12 protein-coding genes are annotated in these 17745 nt (G+C 67.7%); 1 reads left to right on the top strand and 11 read right to left on the bottom strand.

Features of this window, described 5'->3' with window-relative positions:
• Positions 1-13: 13 nt before the first annotated feature.
• From ODR01_RS08380 to ODR01_RS08350, 7 genes are all read right to left on the bottom strand, one after another.
• Positions 14-1279, bottom strand: coding sequence for a glycosyltransferase family protein (locus ODR01_RS08380; RefSeq protein ID WP_316977186.1), 1266 nt, complete (start codon positions 1277-1279; stop codon positions 14-16).
• Complete coding sequence (locus ODR01_RS08375; protein ID WP_316977185.1) at positions 1254-2519, bottom strand: glycosyltransferase; 1266 nt, start codon at positions 2517-2519, stop codon at positions 1254-1256. Before ODR01_RS08375 ends, ODR01_RS08380 begins: the two co-directional genes overlap by 26 nt.
• Before the next feature lie 5 nt (positions 2520-2524).
• Positions 2525-4813 (bottom strand): GumC family protein, encoded by a 2289-nt coding sequence (locus ODR01_RS08370; RefSeq protein ID WP_316977184.1) that lies wholly within the window; start codon positions 4811-4813, stop codon positions 2525-2527.
• A gap of 6 nt (positions 4814-4819) precedes the next feature.
• Positions 4820-5299 carry a polysaccharide biosynthesis/export family protein gene (locus ODR01_RS08365; protein WP_316977183.1) on the bottom strand — a complete coding sequence of 160 codons (480 nt, stop codon included), beginning with the start codon at positions 5297-5299 and terminating at the stop codon, positions 4820-4822.
• A gap of 185 nt (positions 5300-5484) precedes the next feature.
• Complete coding sequence (galE, locus tag ODR01_RS08360; protein WP_316977182.1) at positions 5485-6516, bottom strand: UDP-glucose 4-epimerase GalE; 1032 nt, start codon at positions 6514-6516, stop codon at positions 5485-5487.
• 2 nt (positions 6517-6518) lie between these two features.
• Positions 6519-7985 (bottom strand): mannose-1-phosphate guanylyltransferase/mannose-6-phosphate isomerase, encoded by a 1467-nt coding sequence (locus tag ODR01_RS08355; protein WP_316977181.1) that lies wholly within the window; start codon positions 7983-7985, stop codon positions 6519-6521.
• Between the two features lie 107 nt (positions 7986-8092).
• Positions 8093-8905: a response regulator transcription factor gene (locus ODR01_RS08350; protein ID WP_316977180.1), complete on the bottom strand. Its 813-nt coding sequence runs from the start codon at positions 8903-8905 to the stop codon at positions 8093-8095.
• A gap of 597 nt (positions 8906-9502) precedes the next feature.
• Between ODR01_RS08350 and ODR01_RS08345 the strand changes: the two genes are divergently transcribed.
• Entirely contained in the window at positions 9503-11533 is a 2031-nt protein-coding gene (locus tag ODR01_RS08345) for a peptidoglycan-binding domain-containing protein (protein ID WP_316977179.1), read from the top strand.
• 63 nt (positions 11534-11596) lie between these two features.
• Here the strand turns inward: ODR01_RS08345 and ODR01_RS08340 are convergent, their stop codons facing one another.
• The 4 genes from ODR01_RS08340 to ODR01_RS08325 all read right to left on the bottom strand — a co-directional run bounded on the left by ODR01_RS08340 (position 11597) and on the right by ODR01_RS08325 (position 17454).
• Positions 11597-12874, bottom strand: a complete 1278-nt coding sequence (locus ODR01_RS08340; protein WP_316977178.1) for an outer membrane beta-barrel protein — start codon at positions 12872-12874, stop codon at positions 11597-11599.
• Between the two features lie 178 nt (positions 12875-13052).
• Positions 13053-14597 carry a glucan biosynthesis protein gene (locus ODR01_RS08335; protein ID WP_316977177.1) on the bottom strand — a complete coding sequence of 515 codons (1545 nt, stop codon included), beginning with the start codon at positions 14595-14597 and terminating at the stop codon, positions 13053-13055.
• Positions 14594-16414, bottom strand: coding sequence for a glucans biosynthesis glucosyltransferase MdoH (gene mdoH / locus ODR01_RS08330; protein ID WP_316977176.1), 1821 nt, complete (start codon positions 16412-16414; stop codon positions 14594-14596). The genes ODR01_RS08335 and mdoH overlap by 4 nt, the downstream gene beginning before the upstream one ends.
• Positions 16415-16986: 572 nt before the next feature.
• Positions 16987-17454: a PRC-barrel domain-containing protein gene (locus tag ODR01_RS08325; protein WP_316977175.1), complete on the bottom strand. Its 468-nt coding sequence runs from the start codon at positions 17452-17454 to the stop codon at positions 16987-16989.
• Positions 17455-17745 lie beyond the last annotated feature (291 nt).

Below are 17745 nucleotides of genomic sequence, written 5' to 3'. Positions count from 1 at the left end.
GTGCACAATGTGATCATTTCGAGGCAATCCGGGGCGCCGGCGATAGCGAATGGGCTATCGCCTGCGCAGGGTCCCGGAGTGCGGCGCGCAGAAGCGTCAGTGCGAAATGCTCGGCGGTATGCGAGGCGGCGAAGGCGGCCATCCGGACGGGATCGCCCAGCGCCGCCGGTCCGCGCCGGGCGGCCAGCGCGATGGCGCCGGCAAGGGCCCCGGCGTCCGTGGTGTCGGCCGTCAGGCCGAGCCCGTGCCGGCGCGTCAGATGGCCGAGAAGGCCATAGTCCTGGCAGATGACCGGGCGATGCGTCCTGGCCGCCCACATCAGGATGCCGCTCGATCCCACGAACCGCTGATAGGGGGCGAGGATGACGTCGCTGCGCCCGACCAGCCGGGCGAGTTCCTCTCCGGGAAGCCGCCGGTCCTCCAGACGGAACCAGATGTCCGGCCGCGCCACGGCCAGCCCGGCGGCGGCGTGTTGCACGGCCGGGCGCAGGGCGGGGTCGAGCCGGCCGGCGATCATGACGGCAATCCGCCCGGCGACGTCGGCCGGCAGCATCGCCAGGGCCTCGATCAACGGCATGACGCCCTTGCGCGCCGTCAGTTCGCCGAAAAGGACGAAAAGCGTACGCCCGGCGGGGATGTCGGCCATGAACGCCGGGTCCGCCGCCGGGGAGTCGGCGGGGATGGGAAACGCCGGGTCGGGCAAGGCGGCGACCTTCTCGCCGTGGCGGTAGCGCTGCCAGGCGAACTCGGGAAAGCAGGGATCGAGCGAAAGCACGGCGCGCAGCGCCGGATTGGCCAGCATCAGCCGATAGAGCACCTCCTTGCGGCTGTCGCGCAGCCGTTCCTTCACGGTCGGCCGATCGGGGCCGAAGGTGCCGTAGTGGACGGAGGGGCGGAAGAGGACGCCGGAGACCGGCCGGCTTGTCCCAAGGCCAAGGGCCAGCGGCAGGGAGAGATGATCGAACTCCAGGAACACGCCGCCGGTCGCGCCGGTCCGCCGCAGATGGCGGCGCATCGTCCACCAGCGGGAGAACGCGCTGACCGACAGCCGGCGGTGGGTGCACAGCGCCTGCTCGCGGTCCGTCAGCGCGACGACGCGCACCTGGCCGGCGGGGACCCGCGCCACGGCGTCGCCAAGCAGGCCGGCGAGATCGGCCGCGACGACGAGACTGAGGATCGGCCGCTCCGGACAGGTCGGCGCCGCGGCGAGAAGGTGTTCGATCCACTCGCAGGTGTGGCCGCGCGGATCGGGTTCAAAGATGAGAAGATGTGGCCGCATGTTCGCCCCGGCCGATCCTTTCGGACGCGCCGCCCTCAGCGATGGTCAGGAAGCGTTGCAGAACGATCGCCTTGTCGTGGCGCGTCATCGCGTAGTTGCGGCCGTTGCGGCCCAATTCGCGGCGAAGCGCGGGGTCCTGGGCCAGGCGTTGCACGGCGTCCGCCAGGGCGTTCGCGTCGCCAGCCGGAACGCACAGCAGGGCCCGCGACTCGTCCATCAGCTGCCACAACATGCTTCCCGGCCGCGCGCTGGCCACGAACGGCCGCCCGGCCGCCATGATCGTGTACACCTTGGACGGCACCGCGAAGTCGGCGGCGTCGCCGTTCTGCGGGACCAGATGGATGTCCCCTTCGGCCAAGCCCTCGACCAGGGCGTCCGCCGGGACGAGGGGCGCGAACCGCACGTTGCGAAGGCCCCGCCGCGCCACATCCTCGGCCAGCCGGGCCGCCTCGCCGCCGGCTCCGCGCAGGGTGATGCGCACATCGCTGCCCCGCTCCTCCAGAAAGGCGGCCATCGCCACGATCTGGGGCAGAGCCTGCTTTTTGCCGAAGTTGCCGCTGTAGAGCACGTTCACCGCTTCGGTGTCGGCTTTTTCGCGGGGCGCGATCGCCTTGGTGTCGACCCAGATGGGCAGCAGGTCGATGGGCGCCTTCACCCCTTGCGCCCGAAGACGCCGGCGCATGTTCTCCGACAGGACCAGGACCACCGTCGCGCGGTTGAGCACGACCCGCTCCGCCCACCGCATGAGCTTCACCAGCGGGCCGGCCCCGACCATGCCGAGGCCCGACGCCAGACCCGATTGGATGTCGTGGACGACGGCGATATGGCGGCCGCCCCGCCGGGTCGCCAGCACGCCCAGCAGGACCGTCAGGATCGACGGGCAGAGCGAGACCACCAGATCCGTCCGGCGGATGCGGCCGCTCGCCAGGGCCGCCGTACCCTTCAGCAGGAAGACCATCTCCGCGAAGATGCGCCCAAGGGCGTTGCGGCGGCGCGGCAGCCAGGGAGTCACCCGTTCGACGTGCACGCCGTTCAGGCGTTCCCGGTCGTGGCTTCCGCCGGCGTAGTCCGGCGGCACCACCCCCTCCGGATAGTGCGGCCGGCAGGTAAAGACGGTGACCGGCACGCCATGCGCGGCCAGGCAGCCGGCGATGTCGGTGCAATAGGGGGCGGAACCGAGCGCCTCCGGCCAGTAGTGCTGCGTCACGAACAGCGATGTCGGGCGGCGTTCGCGGGTCATCGCCCTCAGCCCGCAGTATGGACGAGATGCCGGGGGTTGAGATACCCGGCGTCGTCGTAGCCGTATTTCCGGTACCGCCGCGGATTGACCTGCGAGAGGACGACGCCGGCGATGCGTCCCCCGACGCTGTAGAGGTTGCGGATTTCGCTGGAAACCGCCCTTCTTGGCGTGCTCGCCCACTTGACGACCAGCACCGTCCTGTCGACGAGCCGGGCGAGATGCAGCACCTCCGGCGCCAGCAGGGCGGGAGACGTGTCGAGGACGATCAGGTCGTAGTGCCGGGACAGCGTGTAGAGCAACATGCGCAGCCGTTCGATCCAGGCGACGTATCCCGGAAAGCGGCCGACGTTGCCGGCGAACATCACGTGGGCGCCGGAGGCCGGATCGTGATAGACCGCCTGTTCGGGCGTGATGTCGCCGTTCAGGAGATCGGCGAGGCCGGCTCCCGGCGGCTGGTTGAACATGCGGTGCAGGTTGGGCCGCTTCCAGTCGAGATCGAGCAGGATGACGCGCTGCCCCTCGGTCGCCATGAGCTGGGCGAACGAGCTGCTGATCCGCGTTTTCCCCTCTCCGGGCAGGGCCGAGGTGAACATCATGACGCCGCCGGGCGCCGCCGAATTCTCGTTTGCCAGCGACAGCCGGGCGTTCAGCATCCTGAGCGAGCCGGTAAACGTCGAATAGGGCTTCTTGACGACGTGTCCCGGGGCCTTGCTGCGGCCCCTTACGATCGGGACCAGGGCGAGCGAGGGCAGGCCGGTGTACTCCTCCACCTCCTCCGCCGTGCGAAAGGTGCGGTCGAGATTTTCCAGCAGCAGCGCCAACAGGATGCCGGTGCCGGCGCCGACCAGGGTGGCCATCACCAGGATCAAGGTGACGGGCGGGAAGCTGGGATTGCGCGGCACCGTTGCATAGGAAATGATCTCGGCGTTCGATGTCTGGATCTCGCGCTGATCGACCGTTTCCTTGGAACGCTGCATCAGGGTCTGGAGCATGGTGCGGTTGGCCTGGGCCTCGCGCTCCAGCTCGCGCAGCTTGACCGTCATGTCGTTGGACTGGCCCATCTGCCGCTTGAGCTGCTCCATGCGCGCCGTGATGCGCGTGTAGCGGTCGTCGGCCATCTTCGCCTCATGGCGCAGGCCGCGCACGATCCTTTCGATCTCCTCTTTGATCTTGGACGTGTTGTCTTTGATCTGGGCGCGGATGTCGCGGACCTTCGGGTGCTTGCTGGTATAGGTGGAGGACAGCTCCGCGGCCTGCCTTTCCAGCTCGGCCTGCTGGCCGCGCAGGGTCGCGATCAGGGGCGATTGGAGCACGGAAGGCAGGCTGTCCACGTCGCCCGGGTTGTTCAGCCGCGGTGTCGCCTGGGCAAGGCGGACCTGGGCGTCGGCCTTGGCGTTCTCCGCGGCGACGAGGTCCGCGTTCAAGGTGCCCATCTGTTGGGCGATCACGGTGTCGGACTTGGTTTCATAAAGCCCGTTCTCGCGCCGGTACTGTTCCACCGCCCGGTCGGACTCGTGGGCCGTCTGCTGCAACTCGCCGATCCGCGTCTGCAGCCACGCATTGGCGCGATCGGTCGCCCGCTGTTTGCGCATCAGTTGCTGTTCGATGTAGACGTCGGCGAAGGTGTTGGCGATGCGCGCCGCCGTGACCGGTTCCTGGGATTCGGCCGAAATGCCGAGGACGTGCGAACGGTTGAGCGGCGTCACCTCGATCCGGTTGAGCAGGGCGGCCTCGATATGCTCCTCCAGACGCTGCTCCTCGGTCATCGGGGCGGAATCCGCCGTCGGCACGGCGGCGCTGTCGTTCCGCTTGGGTGCGATCAGCGCGACCAGCTCTTTCAACAGCCGGGAAGGCGAAACGGCGTGCCACCACCCCTCCTTGGGCTGAAGGGCCGGGTTGAATTCCGGCGACTTGTCGAGGGCCAGACGATAGGCCACCTTTCGCGCCACTTCGCGCGACGAGATGACATAGGCCTCGCTCTGCGTCGTCTCGCTGTTGGGCAGGATGGTTCTGAGGACCGCCTCGATGTTGGCGACGTTCGGATCGGGCAGGCCGATCAGGACCCGGACTTCCGCGGAGTAGCGCGGCGTCATGACCATGGCGGTTCCGGCCCCGGCGACGATGAAGCCGAATGTAATGCCCATGACCAGCCATTTGCGGCGCCATATCTTGCGTACGACGTCCCAGGTGTCTTCCTGGGATGGGTCGGGCGGGGGGGCCGCGTCGTAATAGGGCGGTTGCCACTGCGTATCCGGCAGGGAAGAGCCGGAAGGGATTTGGCGTATCTCTCGCATGGTGCCTCAGAAAAATCTTTCGCGCACGATGATCACGTCACCGGGCAGCACGGGGGTTGCGGGACGCGCGTCGATCTGGCCGCTGGGTTTGCGCTGGATGTAGAACTCGCCTTCGCGGGCCCGGTAGGTGAACCCGCCGGCGATGGCGACGGCATTGACGACGGTCATGCCGTCCACATACGGGTAACTGCCCGGCTTCCTGATCTCGCCGACGATGTAGAATGGCCTGTAGTTCAGGATCTCGACGCTGACGTTGGGGGTCCGCATGTATTCCTTGAGCTTGGTTTCCAGGGTGGATTCCAGCTGCGTCGACGTCAGGCCGCCGGCGTTGATGGCACCGATCAGCGGAAAGGTGAAGGCGCCCCGGCCATCGACCTGGTATTCCCCGGAGAGCGTCTCGTCGCCAAAGACGTGAACGCGCACCTTGTCGCCGGCGCCCAACTGATATTCCTGCGCGGAGACGGGGGTGGGGGCGGCGACGTCCATGGGAGGCGGCGCCTGGCACGCGCCCAGGGGCGCGGCGAGCACGAGGGCCAAGACAAAACGACGCCACCCGCGTGGGCGGCGGAAGGATATCTGGGTCATCGCTGTCCTCGCATCGGTCTTACCGGGGCACACCGAAACGTGGCTCCTTGACGATGCTAGCAAGCGCAGCAAGGGGGATAATGTGATCAATCGGTGGTCACTCCGGCGATGGGCGAGGGCGACCGTGACGGCGCCGCGACGGGATGGCGCCGACACAGCCATTTCCAGGCGTGCTCCAGTTGGGTTTCAAGCGCCCCGAAGGTGGGGGTCCAGCCGAGCTCGGCCTTGGCCAGTGTGGCGTCGGCCAGCAGAACCGGTGGATCGCCGGCGCGAGGCGGATGCCGGCGCGTCGGAATCGGGCAGCCGGTCGCGTGTTCCGCCGCGCCGATCACCTCCAATACCGTGAAACCCTGGCCGTTTCCCAGGTTGTAGGCGGCGACGACGGCGGCGGCTTCCATCTTGCGGAGCGCCAGAACGTGGGCCGTCGCCAGGTCGGCCACGTGGATGTAGTCGCGAACGCACGTTCCGTCGCGGGTGGGGTAGCCGTCGCCATAGACGTCGATGCCGTTGCGAAGGCCGGCGGCCGCTTCCAGCACGAGCGGGATCAGGTGGGTTTCCGGTTCGTGGCACTCGCCCAGTTCGCCGTCCGGGTCGGCCCCCGCCGCGTTGAAGTAGCGCAGCGAGATCGACCGGATGCCGTAAGCCACGGCATAGTCCTGCAGGATCTGTTCGCACATGGCCTTCGAATGGCCATAGGGGTTGACCGGCCGGACCGGGGCGGTTTCCTTGATCGGCACGCTTTGCGGCGCCCCGTAAACGGCGGCCGTCGAGGAAAAGACGATGCGCTCGATACCGTGCCGGCGCATGCCGTCGAGCAACGTCAGAAAACCGCAAAGGTTGTTCCGGTAGAACTTGGCGGGCGCCACCACGGATTCGCCGGCGGCGATGAAGCCGGCCAAGTGGATGACTCCTTCGGGGTCGTGCTTGGCAATGCACGCAGCCAGGCGGCTCTCGTCCTCCAGGCCGCCGACCTCGAGCGGGCCCCAGCGGACGGCTTCGCGATGGCCGTTTGAAAGATCGTCATAGACGACCGGCAGGTAGCCTGCCCGCGCCAGGGCCTTGCAGACATGGCTGCCGATGTACCCGGCGCCGCCGGTGACGAGGATGGTTCCGGGCATGGCTAGGCTCTTCCGTAGTTGTCTTCGAAGCGGACGATGTCGTCCTCGCCGAGGTAGGTGCCGATCTGCACCTCGATCAGGTGCAGTGGAATGTTGCCCGGGTTCTCCAGCCGATGCAGGGAGCCGATCGGGATGTACACCCACTGGTTCTCGTAAAGCAGCCGAGTCTGGGTGCCGCAGGTGACGCGGGCGGTCCCGGCCACCACCACCCAGTGCTCGGCGCGATGGTGATGCATCTGAAGGCTCAGCTGCGCCCCCGGCTTGACGACGATGTGCTTGACCTGGAAGCGTTGCCCGAGGTCGATGGATTCGTAGTGGCCCCACGGCCGGTATGCCCGCCGGTGCTGGATCGACTCCGGGTGGCGCATTTCGCTCAGCCTCTGCACCAGTTGGCCGACATCGGCCGCCCGGGAGGCGTGGGTCACCAGCAGGGCGTCGTCGGTGTCGACCACCACGACGTCGTCCAGCCCCAGCACGGCGACCAGGCGGTCATCGGCCCGGATGTAGGAATTCTGTACGTCCTCGACGAAGACGTTGCCCTGCAGCACGTTGCCGTCATGGTCGGCCTGCTTGACGTCGCGCAGGGCGCGCCACGACCCGATGTCGCTCCACGCCATGTCGGCGGGAATGATGACGGCCCGATCGGTGTGTTCCATGACCGCGTAGTCGACGGACAGGTCCGGCGAGGCGGCGAAGGCGGCGTCGTCGAGGTGAACGTAGGGATCCTCGACCCGGCGCCGGGTGATCGCTTCGCCGGCCGCCGCGGCGACTTCCGGGCTGTACAGGTTCAACTGCTCCAGGAACGGGCCGACGGGAAGAACGAACATTCCGCTGTTCCAGAAATGGGCGCCATCGGCCACCAAAAGGGCGGCCGTCGCCGCATCGGGCTTTTCGACGAACCGTTCGACCGAAAAGACCCCCTCGGTGCCACCATCCAACGCCGGGCCGCGTTCGATGTAGCCGTAGCCGGTTTCGGCGTGGGTGGGCTTGATGCCGAAGGTGACGAGCCATCCGTTGGCGGCAGGCTGGACGGCGCGGAAGGCCGCCTCGGCGAAGGCGGGCCCGTCGCCGATGTAATGGTCGGCGGGCAGGGCCAGCATGATCGCCTCGGGGTCGCGCTCCTGCAGATAGGCGGCGGCGGCGGCCAGCGCGGGGCCGGTGTTGCGGCTGACCGGTTCGCACAGGATGGCTTCCGGGATCATGTCGATGGCGGAAAGTTGCTCGGCGACCAGGAAGCGGTGTTCCTCGCTGCACAGCACGACGGGGGAGCGCAGGCCGATCAGGGTCCGCGCCCGCTCCGCCGTTTCCTGCAGCATCGTGCGTTCGGACGCCAGCGGCAGGAGTTGCTTGGGATAGTTTTTTCGCGACAGCGGCCACAGGCGTTTACCCGCCCCCCCACACAGGATTACGGGGTACAGATGCCGGGTCTGATTGAGCGAGGAACGCTCAGCCGACAGAATGATGTTCATTGTCGTCTCCGCGCGCAGTTCGGGGTCCTGGCAACTTTTTCGATGTCGGCATCCCTTGACGATCCCGGCGTTCTGACGCAACGGGATGATCCCCTCACGCAAAGGCGTTAACCCGAAGGCGTGGGGGAAACGGAGACCAGTCCGCCGTCGGGCCAGAGGACGTTGGAAAATCCCTTGGCCTTGGGCGCGGTTGCGGCTTGGCTGCCGTCGCCGCGCGATTGATCGCGCCAGCGATACCCGAAGCCCGGATAGTTTTCGATCTCCAGGAACTGCGGGTCGATCGCCCGAAAACGGTTGCGGATCTTGCGGATCAGGGACCGCACGTTGCTGCGGTAGCCATGCTGGCCGTCTCCGGCCACGAAGCCGGCGCCGTGCACGACGTCGTAGATCTCGCGGTACGACACCTCTTCCCCGGCCCGGCAGACCAGCAACCGGACGATTTTGAACTCGGTTACGGTCAGCGGGACCAGGGATTTCCGCCACAGGGCACGGTGGCTCTGCAACTTGAGGTCCAGATCCCCGACCGTGACGGACTGCGGCGAGGGCCGTTCGGCCGTCGCAACGAACTTGCGGCCGCCGATCAGCAGGCGCATCCGCTTGGCGCCGATCGACGGGCTGCGGGATTTGCTGAGGAAATCCGAGGCCCCGTGTTCCAGGGCGATCTCCTCGATCTCTTCCTCGCTATCGTCGGCGACGATGGCGGCGGGGGCCATCCCGCCCAGGCTCCGAAAGCGCACAAGAAGGTCGATCCCGGATGCTTGGGGCAGGTCGGCGTCGATCAGCACGGCGTCGATGCCCCCGCCATTCGTCACATAAAGAAGGGCGGCCCGGGGATCGTCGAATTCGATGACAAAAAGCTCCTGCGCGCGCAGGCAGGCTGCCAATGCGGTGCAATACGGATCGTCCGCATGAATGAGCACGACGCGAGGAGCGGTCCCCGCCCAATGGATCGCCGAGGAGGATTTCTCCGTCCTGACGGGCTCGCGCTGCGGCGCCGGCCGTCCAAGAAAGGGCGGAACGTCCGTATTCGAATTGATCCATGCTTGTCTCATCACGTCACCTGTCTTGCCTCGGCGGCCATGCGATCTCAAACGCGTGATCGCGGGGGCGCCGTTCTCGCATGAAAGGGAGGAATCGGACCGGCAGTGGCCGCACAGCCATCTGACAACGTGATCCCATGCCCCCCCCCTCGACCTAGATCGAGGCCACAAAACGCTTCCATTCCATGCATCAACCACCGGTTGATCCGCCGTAACGGCTCATGGAGGACGCGGTCCTCGAAGTAACAGACGGAATTGCTGGCGGGATTATTCCCATGCCGGCGGACACGTTCTTTTTGAACTTTTTGAAGCGAACCGGCTGGACGGCCGGCGGAATAAATCGCGCGCCGAACAGTCTTCTGTTAGAGGGGCGGAACCTGTAGCCGCAAGGGGGGGCGTGCGCGCGAGCGCGACACGCCCGTTCTTGCCTGAGTCAGCCGTGACGCCCCGCGACCGGAGAAGAAGGCGTCCGACGCTATGATCATCTGGCTCACCGCTGCCGCCGGACTTGGCATCCTTGCCGCGGCGATCGCGTATGCAAAAGGCCGTCCTCCGTTGTTATGGGGCGTGGGCGGTACCTTTCTCGGCATCGTCGTGGTGCCTTATCTTCTGCTGACCAAGGATCGGCGGGACGAGCGCGGCTGGCGCCCCGAGCGTTTCGGACTGCCCAGCCGCGGAAGCAGCTGCCCCCATTGTGGTGCCAGGGCCGACGCCGAGGCGGTGGTATGCCGCGTCTGCCGGAAATCCCTCATCAATTATTCGCCCGCCGAGGCGCCGTCCTCCGAGGATCGCAAGACCGACCATGACGAACGGGCGGCCCCGCGTGAGGCCCGGGCGGCGGCGGCTTCGGCCAAACCGGCGGCGCGCACGACGGAAGAGGCCTCGCGCGACCCGATGTTCAGGCGCCTCGACGACGCCTTCGCGCGCATAACGGTCGAAATGCGCCGCCCGGCAGCGGAACAAGGCGGCGCGGGCGCGGCTTCCGACCCGACCCGGACCGATGGGAAGGTGGCCGCGGCTCGGCGGCAAGCCGAGGCGGGGCGCCAAGCCGAGGCGGAGCGGCAGGCTGCGGAGCGTCAGGCGGAAGCGGAGCGCCAAGCCGCGGAGCGCCAAGCCGCGGCGAGGCGGCAGGCCGAGGCGGGGCGCCTGGCCGAGGCGGAGCGTCAGGCCGAGGTGGAACGCCAGATCGCGGAGCGCCAGGCGGAAGCGGAGCGCCAGGCTTTGGCAAGACGCCAAGCCGAGGCAGAGCGCCAGGCCGAGGTGGAGCGCCAGGCTGCGGAGCGTCAGGCGGAAGCGGAGCGGCAGGCCGCGGCGAGACGAGAGGCCGAAGCGGAACGCCAGGCCGAGGCGAGGCGTCAGGCCGAAGCGGAGTGGCGGGCCGAGGCGGAGCGGGTCGAGGAAACGCAGCCGCATGCCTCCGAGGAGATGAGGCTGGAACGCCATCCGGCACAGCAAAGAGAGGACGAACGGGACGACGAGAGAGAGGAACCGCGCTTCGATCGCTTGGGCCCAAGGGAAGAGGGTGCCGACGATGAGGATGAGGCGGATGATGGTGTCGGCATCGATCCCCGAATGGGGAAGGGCGATCCGCGCCTGGCCGGCGCCTGGCGCGAAGGAAGGCCCGGATTCCCATCGATGGGTCGCCCCGGCCGCGAGCGCCAGCCTTGGGGCCGCCGTGCCTCGCTTGCGTTGGTGGGCATGCTTGCCGTCGTGGTCGTTTTACTGGCGCCCTATACGGGCGATTGGATGTCCCGTCTGTCGCCACCCTCGGCGCCCTCGCTGGGGGAGATCGCCGACGCGCCCGCGCCGGCCGGCGATCCGACGAACGAGTGGGAAACCGCGTCGGGAGGGCCGGACACGGACGAGCCTGCCGACGCCAAGCCGTCCCCTCCCGCCTCGGGACAGACGGCCGGGCCCGATGTCGAGGACGGTCCTGTGGACCGGCCATCCCAGGCCGACCGACCGGCCGACGAGGCCGAGCGGCGGCAAAGCGGCGAGGAGAAGGCCGTGGCGCTGACGCCCCCGCCGCCCAAAGTCCCGCCACAGCCGACGGCGAGCGCGCGGCCGGCGCCCGCGGCGCCCGAGAAACGCGCCGTCGCGACGGCTTCGGCGCCGCGCGCTGGCCGTAGCGTCGAGCGCACGGCGGCTCCCCGCCGGGAAGCCGTGGAGGCGCCCCTGCCCGAAGATTTCGCGACGGCCGTCAGGAAGGCGCTGAGCGAACACCGCAGCCGTGGATCGGTTCTCGGGGCGCTGGAAGTCACTGGAATCACAGCCGCCGGCGAGATTGTCAGCCTCGTTCAACAGCGGCTGCGCGAGCGCGGTTACGATCCGGGAAGCGTCGACGGCCGGGCCGGTCCCCGCACGCGGACGGCGATCGAGAAGTTCCAACGCGATCAAGGCCGCACGGTGGACGGCGAAATCAGCGTCACCCTTCTCCAGCACCTCGGCATCCTTGGCCAGCAGATCCATGCCTTCGGCGGCGAAACGGCGCCGACGATGACCCCCTGAATCGATCCGGGGTCCGCGTCTGAACGCGGACCCCGGCGCAAAGAGCTCGAAGGCTTCGTTCGTCTAGTACTGGGTAACGAGCCGAAGGAAGACGGTGTTGGTGTCGTAATCGGAACCGGCCGCCGTGGAGTCGCGGGTTTCGTAGGTATAGCGGAGCCGCAGCCGGACATAGCGGTTGAGCAGGTAGTCGCCGCCGCCGCCGAAGGAGATGATGTCGTCCTCCCGCGAGATGCCTTCGTAATCGTTGTTCTCGTACGCGGCGTCGGCCGAAAGGATGACGTTGCGCAGCAGTTCGTGGTCGACGCCCACGCGGACCTGGGTCGACAGCGACCCGGCGGCCCCGCCGAGCGTCGTTTCCTCGATCGTCCGCTGGGCGGCAAATTTGGCCGTCGTCAACCGGGTGGGGTTCCACGTCAGGTCGCCGCCGAAACCGGGGCCATCGATGGTTTCCAGGGTCGGATCGTCGAAATCCTGGCTCATGTAGCTGACGAAAACGTTGCCGAACATGAGGCCGCCCAGATCCAGGGCCACGCCCGCCCGCCCCTCCCAACCCTGGGAGTCGCGGTTGACCGTTCCCGTCTCGTCGTAGTCGCGCTGGTTGACGGCGCCCTGGACGAAAGCTTCGTATTGCGGGACGATCTCATAGCCCATACGGAAGCTGCCTTCCGTCTCCATGCGGTCGCGCCCGTCCTGATCGCGCGTGCCGCCGGCGTTGGTGGTCGCGTCATCGTAGTCCAGCACCTTGAGGTCGCCGCCAAGGCGCATCGACAGGCGGTTGAACCGCTTGAAGATCGCCGCCTGCGGGCCGTATTCACTGTAGGTTACGGGTTCCGCGGCGTCGGTCGGGCTGTCGGGCGAAGAGCGGTTCTCGTGCCGTTCGGCGAACTGGAAGCCGCCGGTGATGTTGGCGCTGCGGTCGATATCCACCCGCCCGTCGAAGCCGGTCCGCCAGTCCTCGTAGTCTTCGTCCGAATTGTCCATGTGCCGCCCGATGTCCGCGTCGGCGAACAGGTTGAGGGCGTGGTTGTTCCAATTCGACTTGAGCAGGAGGCTCGGCGAGAGAACGGTGATGAAGTCCGACTCCTTGTTGCCGTCCGAATAGAAGATGTTGTCGCGATAGATTTCCGAGAGTTCGGCCTGGGGGTACAGGAAGAACCCGCCCAGGCGGACGCCCAGCGGATCGTATTCGGGACGCTGGCGCGTGGTCACGGTGTCCCGTTCGCCCGGTTCCGGTTGAACCTCCATCTGCTCCTGCGGGGTTGCGGGCGGCGTCTGCGCCCATGCAGGAACGCCGGCAGCCACCACGAGAGCCGGAACGACAAGACCAAGAAGCGTGCGCATGAACCCCCCTTTTTCCCCAGGCGCGGGTAATGGATCGCCGCAAGTTTACCCGCTGCATTTCAATTTAGGAATATAAATTGTTTATGAAAGGGTATTCGCGGCGCGGATTTCGGCGGCCGCGGGCCATTTTTGCCACGCCGCCCACGGGCCTCGACGCGGGTGTATTGGGGGCGGTCCGTCAACCGGGAGGCGCCCATAGATAGGTCCACGTTTCGGTGAGCGCGCCGGTCTTGAGGCGCAGGTAGCACCGGAGTTCGACCGGGTCGCCGCCATCCCGGCGGAGGTCGAACGCGGCGCGCCACGCCGGCAGCTCGTCGACCAGGTAGGCGGTGGCACCCTCGATCCGGCCGCGCGAGGCGGTGATGACCGGCTCGACCTCGGCGTTCTTGGCGAGCAGGTCGAGGGGGCCGCCCGCGAAATCGACGACGAACTGGTGGGCATTGCTGTCCGGTTGCCGATGGAGCCCGCGGCCGACGCGGGTGGCGATCACGCGGCCGACCGTGGACTGGGTGTCGGGAACCTCGCTGCCCCACGAAAGACGATAGGCCAGGGACAGTTCCCGCCCCGGTTCCGGCGATTCGGCGGGCGACCAGAAGGCCACGATGTTGTCGAAGTCTTCGTTGTCGGTTGGGATCTCGACAAGGCCGACGGCGCCCACCCCCCAATTGCCTTGCGGTTCCACCCACAGGTTCGGCCGCTGGTCGTAATAGGTGCGGTCGTCCTGATAGTTCCGGAAGGCGCGGTCGCGCTGCAACAGTCCGAAGGCGCGCGGATTTTCGTCAAGATAGGTGGTGACGCGGAAGCCGGCGGGGTTGGCCAGCGGCCGCCACAGGCGCTCGCCGTTGCCGCGCACCAGGGCCAGGCCGTCGGAATCGTGGACTTCGGGCCGGAAATCGTCGGCGGCCCGGCGGTCGTTCTCGCCGTGGTGATACATGCTGGTCAGGGGCGCCAGGCCCAGCTGGCGAACCTTCTTGCGCGGATAGAGGGATGCCTCGACGTCCATCAGGGTCGTCCGGCCCGGGCGGATGACGAACCGATAGGCGCCGGCGACGCTCGGGCTGTCCAGCAGCGCGTGGACCGTGAGGTCGGCCTGCTCGGGCCCCGGCTTCTCGATCCAGAAGGCCGTGAAGAGAGGAAACTCCTCGCGCCCCGGAAACACGGTGTCGATGCCGAGGCCGCGCGCCGAAATGCCGTACTGCATCTGCCATCCGACCGCGCGGAAATAGCTGGCCCCCAGGAAAGCCGCCATGTCGCGTTCGAAGTCGGTCCGGTAGTGGACGCGAAAGCCGGCGAAACCCAGCGTGTCCGGCACCGGCGGCTCGAATCGATTCGGACCGTAGTCGAACATGGCGGGAGAGAAGCGGACCGGATGGGATCGGCCGTCGACGACCTGGTGGATCGCCACCGGCTGCGCATAGCGGCGCCCCAGGTGAAAGAAGCGAAGCCGGAAGGCGAGGTCCTGGTCATGCCAAAGCGCGTGGTCCGCCCGGAAGCGGATCTGCCGGTATCGTTCGGGAGTCAGGTCCACGAGCTGGCGAGGAATGGCGGCGGGCGGCCGATACTCGGCGGCGCCGAGGCGGCGGGCTTCCTCCTGGAGCCACTCCCGGCTGAAGGGCTGGCCCTCGGCGGCGGGCGGCGTGGCGTCCGCCGCAAAACTTCGCGGGGCGGCGAGGTGGGTGGCCAGCAGCAGGGCGGTCCGGCATAGAAAACTTCGCCGGTTCACGGTCGGGGGCCCGCCGAAAGCATCCGCTTCTCCGAAGGGCTGTACGGGGCCGCCATGGCCGGAACGGGCGGAAGAACGGCGCGGATGTCCTGCTGGACCGCGCAAAGTTTGCCGAACTCGCGAACCTCGGGCGACTGGCGGACCTCGGCCGGCGTCAGAAGAAGTCCCAGACGGCGGAGGGTCTCGCCCCAACTCGTCCGCCCGGTCAGCACCGAAATGGGGGCCGCCAGGACCAGGGGCGCGGTAATCGGCAACAGCCACCACAACAAGCCCGGCGCGAACACCGCCGCCAGGGCGCCCAGTCCCAATCCGGTGGCCATTTCGACCCAATGGCTCGCCCACGCCGTCCGCCAGTCGACCTCGGCGGCGCCCCGGCGCGGCGGGCCCCATCCGGAATCGCGGCCGGCGAGGACGGCGAAGACGAACCGGGTATGGAGAACCGCCATCAGGGGGGCGATCAGCGCCGAGAAGAACGCCTCGATGGCGATGCTGAGGGTCAGCCGAAGGCTCCCGCCGTGGTCCCGGCGGGCCCGGCGGTTGGCCAGCGTGGCCCCGAGGCCCAGGAACTTGGGTCCGAAAAGGAGGGTCACCGTCATGCCGAGCACCAGGAAGCCCGGCAGGCGGCTGTGGGCGTCTTCCGGCCACAACCAGCCGCCGAAATCCCCTGGAAACGTCAGAATGGACAGGGCGAGGAACGTCAGCCAGAGCGGACCGGAGAAGTAACTCATGATGCCGATCAGGAAGGTCATGCGGCTCATTACGTGCAGGCCCCGCGCGAACAGCAGGCGCCAATGCTGCAGGTTGCCCTGGCACCACCGGCGGTCGCGCCTGGCATGCTCGATGAGGTTGGGCACCCCCTCCTCGTAGCTGCCGGCGAGGTCGGGGGCGAGGCGGACGCGCCATCCCGCCTTGACCAGCAGCGCCGCCTCGACGAAGTCGTGGCTCAGGATCTCGCCGCCCAGCGGCTTGCGGCCCGGCAGCGGCGGCAAGGCGCAGTGCTGCGCGAACGCCTGCACGCGGATGATCGCGTTGTGCCCCCAATAGGTTCCGGCGCCCATCTGTATCCAGGTCAGGCCGGCGACGAACAGCTTGCCGTAAACGCTGCCGGCGAACTGCTGCAAACGCGAGAACAGCGACTGCCCGCCGATGGAGACGGGCCACGTCTGCAGCAGCGCCATGCCCGGATCGGCCTGCATGCGGGCCACCATCGAGACCAGGGTGCGGCCGCTGATCAGGCTGTCGGCGTCCAGCACCACCATATAGGTGTAACGCCCGCCCCAGCGCCGGCAGAACTCCTCGATGTTGCCGCTTTTGCGGCCGCGGTTGTCCCGACGGCGGCGATAGAACAGCCGCCCGGACGCCGACAGATCGCGGCAGGCATCCTGCCAGGCCCGGATTTCGGCACGCCCCGCCTCGGGGTCGCGTGAATCGCTGAGCACGAAGAACTCGAACTTCCCAAGTTGTCCGGTTCTCTCGAGCGATCGATACATCACCCGCAGCCGGTCGAAGACGTTGACCGGGTCTTCATGGTAGATGGGCATGACGACGGCCGTGCGGGGAAGATCGCGCGGCGCCAGGATCGGTTCCGCGGACGGACGGGCTGCGCCGCCGATCCTGGACAGGGCGCCGATCACGAACAGCCAGAAGCCGGCACTGATCCAGGCCAGCAGAAGCGCATAGATCCCGACCAGGATCGCCTCGCCCCAGGTCAGCCCATCGGCTGACATCTGGATATCCACGATCCCCGCGGTGCTGCCGAGACTGGTGATGGCGACGAGACCCGCCAGCAGCTTGCGGCGTTGCGACGCTGTCGTCATTGCAAAACGATCCGTTATCCGTGGGGGGCGGCCGGCGGCGGGGCGGCGGCCAGCGTCGACGGCGAGCGATGCCGCCTTCCCTGGGTGAGAAGGCCGAAGAGATCCTTCACTCCGACGAAATCGAAGGCCCGGGCGTGCATGGGAAGCGGCGATTCCGGCGGCACCTGGGGATAGGAGGAAAACGCGTCAGCCTCGGCCGGGGCAGCTTTCGCGGGACCCGCCGAGGCGGCGGAGAGAGCCGCCGGTCGGGTCGGCCGAGAGGAGCGCGACGCCTTGGCGGGAAGGGTGGAAAGGCCTTGACGTCCGTGAGGGGCCGGGCATGTCTGCGGCGAAACGGGGGACGGGGCAGCGGAACTCATCGCGGTCTCTCCGGATTGTGAGGGAAACGATTGCACTTTCGCGATTGGAAAGTCGGGGTTGAACGTCATGGCTGTGTACGTTTCCTGTCGTGATAGACTTGGCGAGGAGGCCGCGCATTCCCGCCATTCTCGTTCCCGCTGTAAAAATCGAAGACACGGCCTTCGAAGGACGGCGCTTTCCCGGGCGGCGCCGTGGTCGGGCGCGTTGGCTTCCTAGCGGGAAGCGGAGTCCGGTTGCAGAGGCACCAGGCCAAGCGGCTTGCGGGGCGGCGCCGTTTCCGAATGGTCGCCGGCCTTGAAGGGCGGCGCCCTGTCGATGTCGTCCCTGGTCAGCGAAACGCTGACGATGTTCGATTGCACGGCGCCTCCGACGTCCCGCCAGACGATGCCGATGGCCTTGCCTCCGAGGCCCATGACGCCCCCGGCCTCGACCACCAGTCCGGATACCTTCCCGTCCTTGTCGAGCACCACGTCGTCGACGATCCCCACTTCCTCGCCGGCCCCGTTGACGACCTTCATGCCGCGAAGCGTCTCGACGCGGACCAGCGAGGGGTCCTCGGTCGGGATGATCGTTCCGGGGGCGGTCCGGCCCCCGGCGGTGGTCTGTTCCGCGGGCTGCGCCAGTACGGGGATCAGTGCCAGCATGGCGGCGCCCGCCAATGGGAGCAGTCGTTTCGACATGATCTCCTCCTCCAACGGCGCGACGGCGTGGGGCTTGCCGAAAGAAGACTCCCGGGCGGCTTGCAATATTCCCGATCCCGGCGGTCCCGCCCGTCCGGATCGGAAAAAGGCCCCCGAAGCCGAAGCTTGCGGGGGCCAGTCCGATGTTGCAGGGAGGTAAGATCGCGAGAAGGAACGCTCCCATAGACCGAGCGGTTCCAACGGTTATTCCCCTTCGGGAGCGATCGGCCGGACGGCGCATATTATTACGGAATAATTTCACCCGCCGGCTGGTCTTGTCAGACAGGGCTA

Origin of the sequence: Shumkonia mesophila (assembly GCF_026163695.1) — a bacterium.
Taxonomy (GTDB): Bacteria; Pseudomonadota; Alphaproteobacteria; order Rhodospirillales; family Shumkoniaceae; genus Shumkonia; species Shumkonia mesophila.
This window is presented reverse-complemented; position numbering and strand designations above follow the sequence as displayed.

Coding starts and splice junctions, on each gene's coding strand:
- ODR01_RS08380 (WP_316977186.1), bottom strand. CDS start 1,279: ATGCGGCCACATCTTCTCATCTTTGAACCCGATCCGCGCGGCCACACC.
- ODR01_RS08375 (WP_316977185.1), bottom strand. CDS start 2,519: ATGACCCGCGAACGCCGCCCGACATCGCTGTTCGTGACGCAGCACTAC.
- ODR01_RS08370 (WP_316977184.1), bottom strand. CDS start 4,813: ATGCGAGAGATACGCCAAATCCCTTCCGGCTCTTCCCTGCCGGATACG.
- ODR01_RS08365 (WP_316977183.1), bottom strand. CDS start 5,299: ATGGACGTCGCCGCCCCCACCCCCGTCTCCGCGCAGGAATATCAGTTG.
- galE (WP_316977182.1), bottom strand. CDS start 6,516: ATGCCCGGAACCATCCTCGTCACCGGCGGCGCCGGGTACATCGGCAGC.
- ODR01_RS08355 (WP_316977181.1), bottom strand. CDS start 7,985: ATGAACATCATTCTGTCGGCTGAGCGTTCCTCGCTCAATCAGACCCGG.
- ODR01_RS08345 (WP_316977179.1), top strand. CDS start 9,503: ATGATCATCTGGCTCACCGCTGCCGCCGGACTTGGCATCCTTGCCGCG.
- ODR01_RS08340 (WP_316977178.1), bottom strand. CDS start 12,874: ATGCGCACGCTTCTTGGTCTTGTCGTTCCGGCTCTCGTGGTGGCTGCC.
- mdoH (WP_316977176.1), bottom strand. CDS start 16,414: ATGACGACAGCGTCGCAACGCCGCAAGCTGCTGGCGGGTCTCGTCGCC.
- ODR01_RS08325 (WP_316977175.1), bottom strand. CDS start 17,454: ATGTCGAAACGACTGCTCCCATTGGCGGGCGCCGCCATGCTGGCACTG.